General features: G+C 73.1%; 3 protein-coding genes. 2 read left to right on the top strand and 1 reads right to left on the bottom strand.

Annotated features, from left to right (window positions below; all coding sequences use genetic code 11):
* Nucleotides 1–139 precede the first annotated feature (139 nt).
* Nucleotides 140–682: an acyltransferase gene (locus tag ACWEVO_RS29790; protein ID WP_452310798.1), complete on the top strand. Its 543-nt coding sequence runs from the start codon at nt 140–142 to the stop codon at nt 680–682.
* A gap of 64 nt (nt 683–746) precedes the next feature.
* Here ACWEVO_RS29790 and ACWEVO_RS29785 read toward each other — a convergent pair whose 3' ends face one another.
* Nucleotides 747–2,504 (bottom strand): CDP-glycerol glycerophosphotransferase family protein, encoded by a 1,758-nt coding sequence (locus tag ACWEVO_RS29785; RefSeq protein WP_452310797.1) that lies wholly within the window; start codon nt 2,502–2,504, stop codon nt 747–749.
* A gap of 458 nt (nt 2,505–2,962) precedes the next feature.
* Between ACWEVO_RS29785 and ACWEVO_RS29780 the strand changes: the two genes are divergently transcribed.
* Entirely contained in the window at nt 2,963–4,993 is a 2,031-nt protein-coding gene (locus tag ACWEVO_RS29780; RefSeq protein WP_452310796.1) for a DUF6541 family protein, read from the top strand.
* Nucleotides 4,994–5,033: the final 40 nt, after the last annotated feature.

The raw sequence follows: 5,033 nt of genomic DNA, 5'->3' as shown, positions 1-5,033 counted from the left end.
TGCTGCGACGCCCCCCCCGGCCCCGGGTCCCGGGGGCGGCCGGGTGCTCCTGCCCCGGGGGGGCCCGGGGCGGCGCGCCGGCGCGGCCGCCCGGCACCGCCGGCGCGACGACGCGCCCCTGCGACGATGCGAGAAGACAATGACTGACACCAACGACCGGTCCGCCTCCGTGTTCGTCCATCCGACGGCCGACGTGGAGGAGGGCGCTCAGGTCGGCGACGGCACCAAGGTCTGGCACCTGGCCCACATCCGGTCGAGCGCGCAGGTCGGCTCCGGCTGCGTCATCGGCCGCAACGTCTACGTCGACGCGAACGTCACCATCGGCGACCGGGTGAAGATCCAGAACAACGTCTCGGTCTACCAGGGCGTCACCATCGAGGACGAGGTCTTCGTCGGGCCGTGTGCCGTCTTCACCAACGACTTCCGGCCGCGGGCCCAGAACCCCGACTGGACGATCACCCCGACCCTGGTCCGCCGGGGCGCCTCGATCGGCGCCAACGCCACGCTCGTGTGCGGCATCGAGGTCGGCGAGTACGCGATGATCGCCGCCGGCTCGGTGGTGACCAGGGACGTCAAGCCGTACCAGCTGGTGGCCGGCAACCCGGCCCGGCCGAAGGGCTGGGTGGACGAGAAGGGCGAGGTCGTCTCCCGCGACGTCGACAACCCGCCGTACCAGGGCTGAGGTCCACGCACGACGAACGGGGAGGGCCGCCGGCCCTCCCCGTTTCCGTTGTCCGCGCCGCGGTTCAGCCGCAGAGCCGGCCGATCTCCGCCCGGAACCGCTCCATCGAGTTCGGCTCGTCCGGCCCGAGCAGGTACGTCTTCAGCTCCCGCCGCGCCTCGGTCATCGGGTCGTCGCCGGCCCGGGTCAGCGCGAGGATCTTCTCCAGCTCGCCACAGTCGGGGGAGAGCAGGTACGCCGCCCGCGAGGTCGGGAAGTCGCGCCGGAACTCGTCCTCCGGCAGCCCGCTCGGGTTGGCCACCACGTACGGGCGCTGGCTCTGCACGAAGTCGGAGACCACACTGGACACGTCGCTGATCAGCAGGTCGGTCTGGTTGAAGCAGTCGAACAGCGCGGGCGTCCGCCCGGTGACCACCCGGTGGCCGGCACCGTTCAGGGAGGACGCGTCCGGGTCGCCACCGGCCGCCCGGATCAGCCCCACCACGCGCTCGTGCACGGCCTTGGCCTCCTTGGACCGCGAGCCGGTGAGCGGGTGCGGCTTGTAGATCAGCCGGACCGCCGGGCGGCTCTCCAGCAGGCCCTTGACGATCCGCTCCCCCATCAGCACCAGCGAGGTGTGGTAGGGGTCGTCGTCCAGCCAGCCCTCCCACGTCGGGGCGTAGAGCACGGTGAACGGCCGGTCGACCGACTCCGCTCCGAAGGTGTGCACCCCGGCGAGCTGCGGCCGTCCGATCTCGACGATGTCCTCGTCGCGGACGCCGACGCCGGCCCGGGCGTAGCGCTCCCGGCCGGCAAGGCCGGCCACCCAGACCTCGTCGTACACCTTGCTGTACGGGTTGACGCTGGCCTGCTTGTCGCTGTCGCCGTGGCCGACGAAGACGTGCTTCACGCCGGGCTCGCGGAGCATGTGGATGTTCGCGCCCACGTTGGCCGCGTAGAGGGCGGCGCGGACGCTGCCGAACTCCAGGTTCATGAAGTCCACCCCGGCGGGCACGCAGATCACCGGCAACCGGGTGTCGGCCAGCTCGTTGAACGCCTCCCGGCTGCGCATCAGCACCACCGCCGGGCGCTCCAGCGCCTCGGTCGGGGCGAGCCACATGTTGGCCTGGTAGACGTCCTTGGCCGGGCCGGCGAAGTAGAGGGCCACCTCGGGCCGGTAGCGGTCCAACCAGCGCTGCACCGCGGGCAGCAGGGTGGGCTGGCCGCTGCCCCGCCCGCGCAGCCAGGTCGCCGCGACCACCAGGCCGACGACCGCCGTCACCAGCGTGGCGATCCCGGCCGCGACGAGCGCGGGGGCGACGTTGTCGGCCACGGCCGCGGCGACCGCGCCCGGGATCAGCACGATGTTCAGAAAGGGCAGCCGCTCGCCGGCGACGCCCGCGGCCCAGGACGGCGGGCGCGGCGCGGCGCGCATCGGGCCCAGCTCGATGTTGCGGACCAGCGCGGAGACCGGGTTACGCCGGTCGATCATCGTGTTCAGCGCGCCGGCGAAGATGGCGATCACCCAGACCGCGGCCACCAGCAGCATCAGCCAGGTGACCGCCACCGCGCCCGGGCGCACCGCGGAGACGACCAGCAGCACGCTCGCCAGGTCCCGGGTGAGCTGCCGGTAGGACTTGGTCAGGCCGACCTTCTCCAGCAGCACCTCGGACGGCGTCGACCACCGCATCATGGCGAACTCGCCGAGCACGGCGAGCGTGCCGGCCACGGCGAAGAGAGCGGGTTGGCCGAACGCCCCGGCCAGGAGCGTGACCAGGTAGCACAGCACCACGAGCGCGCCACGGGCCGCGACGCCCGCCGGCCCCATCAACTTGCCGAACAACGAGTTCGCTCCCTACGACATCGACAACGTGGCCGGCGTGGACCGGCTCGTTCCGGCACGGGTCCGCTTCCGCGGGGCAGAGCGGGCCACCGGCACAGGCGCCCCCGGCGGATCGACGCGAGAACGGACCCGCCGCACGCGTGCCGCCCCACCATCGTCCCCCACCGGGCACCGCCGATGCCAACCCGCAGCCGCCGCCACAGCGTAGGTGTGACCTTAACGTGAGGGAAGCCACCGGTATCGCTGGGGTGTCGCCATCTGACGCCGTTGCTCCCATTCGTCCGCGCGCCCCGACCGCACCGCGCGGCGGCGGCGCCCGGCTCCAAGGTCGCGTTCCTATACTGGTCCGGCCGTTCGCCGATCCGGCCGCCACGGCAGGGGCGGCCACGCCGGGCAGGCGCACCTCGATCCGGCCCGCCGGCCGCCGCCGGAGCGTCCCCTCGAAAGGATCCACGGGTTTGACGACCTTGATCGCGCTCGCCGTCGCCATCGTGCCCGGCGCGCTGCTCGGCTTCGCCCTTCCCCCGGGGCGCTACCGGTGGGCGGCCTGGGCGGCCTCGCCCGCGCTCACCCTCGGCCTGACCAGCCTGGCCATGTCCTGGCTGCCGAAACTCGGCCTGCCGCACAGTGCGCTGGCGGTGCTCGTCGCCGAACTGCTCCTCGCCGGCCTGGCGGTGCTCGGGTCCCGGCTGGTCGCCCGCGGCCTGGTCGAGCCGGCCGAGGACGGCACCCGGCCGGGGCTGCGCGCCCGGCTGCGCCTGCCGTCCGTCCGCCCGCACTGGTCGGACGTGGTGGGAGTCACCGTACCGGCGCTGATCAGCGTGGCGTTCGGTTGGCTGATCCTCGGCCGGCTCAACGCGCCGCCCGGCTGGGACGCCATGAACCACGGCTTCCTCACCCGCCGGATCATGGACAGCGGCAGCGTGCTGATCTCCTCGGCGTGCACCACCGGCGCCACCGACACCGCGCTCTCCTGCTCGTTCTACCCCCTGGCGGCGAACGTCTCCTGGGCCCAGGCCGCGGAACTCTCCGGCGGCCGGATCAGCACCGTGATGACCGCCTGGTCGATCGTCCTCGGCCCGCTCGCGCTGGTCGCCGGGGTCTACGCGGCGGTCCGCGCGCTCGGCGGCCGGCCGATCGTGGCGGCCTGCGCCGCCGCCGCGCCCGCGGTGCTCGGGCCGATGTGGCTCTCGGTGGTGACCGGGCGGATCACCGAGCAGACCGCGCCCAGCGTGGCCGGCGCGGTCGCCCTGCTCATCGCCCTCGCGCTGCGCGGCCGCCATCCGGTGCGCGTGGGTCTGCTGGCCGGGCTGGCCGGCGCCGGGATCGTGATGACCCACACCTACGACGTGCTCTTCATCGGGGTGCTCGCCCTCGGCATGGCGGTGACGCTGACGGGCCGGCCGGTGTGGCGTCGGGTGGGTGCCGGCCTCGCCGCCATGGTGGTGGCGGGGCTGGTGCCGCTGCTGCCGTTGATCGGGGTGCTGCTCGGCGCGAACGGTGAACGGATCTCCAACCCGCCGCCGCTGCTCGGCAAGTACGACGAGTCCTGGGAGTACTGGGTCACCGACCCGCAGCGCTACATCCTGTTCGGCTTCCCCCAGGTCGGCGGCCGGGACTACCAGCTGGACGTGCCGACCATCCAGGTCGCGCTCTGGATCGTCATCCCCTGCCTGCTGCTGTCGCTGTTCGCGCTGGTGCTGCGCCCGCTGCGCTGGGCCCGTCCGTGGCTGGTCGCCGGGGTGATCTTCACCCTGCTCGGGTTCTGGACCTCAGCGTCCGACTCGCCGACCGCGACCACGCTGTCCAGCCTCTGGTACGGCGTCCGGGAACGGGTCCGCTCGATGATCTTCCCGGTCTACGGGCTGCTCACGGTGGCCGGCGCGGTGGTGCTGGGGCTGGCCATCGCCTGGCTGGTGAGCCTGCTGGCGGCCCGGGCGCGCGCCCTGCGCGGCTCCTCCGTGCCGGCGGCGGCCGCGGCCACGCTGGTGGTGCTGGCCCTGCTCGGTCTCGGCGCGGCACCGGACAGTTGGCACGCCATCCGGAACGAGATGAAGAGCCGCACCCCGTTGGGCAAGTCGTATCCGGAGGCGTTCCGCTGGCTCCAGCAGAACACCCCGCCGGGCAGCGTGGTCGCGTACGACCGGCACCGGGAGTTCATGAGCTGGTCCTACGCCGACTACGACGTGCCACTGCTGTTCGGCATCCCGCCGCTGCCCGGCCTGCCCACGGAGAACTACGAGAAGCGCTGGGACGCCTGGAACTGGCTGGTGAACAGCGAGGACGCGCGACCGGCCGGGTGCGAGGTGCGGCGGCTCAACATCAGCTACGTGGTGACCGGCAAGCGGAAGATGCCGGGCGCCTGGGAGAAGCACTACGAGCCGGACCGGCTGACCACCAGCAACCGGATCACGCTGGTCCACCAGGTCGGCGGGATCCGGATCTACCGGGTCACCGACGCCGGGCGAGCCTGCCCCGGCACGAGCTGACCGCTCGTCCGCCGACGACGGCGAACGGCCCCCGACCGAT

The organism is Micromonospora sp. NPDC003776, assembly GCF_053605645.1.
Note: the sequence above shows the minus strand (reverse complement) of the source record. Positions and strands in the feature narration are given on the sequence as shown.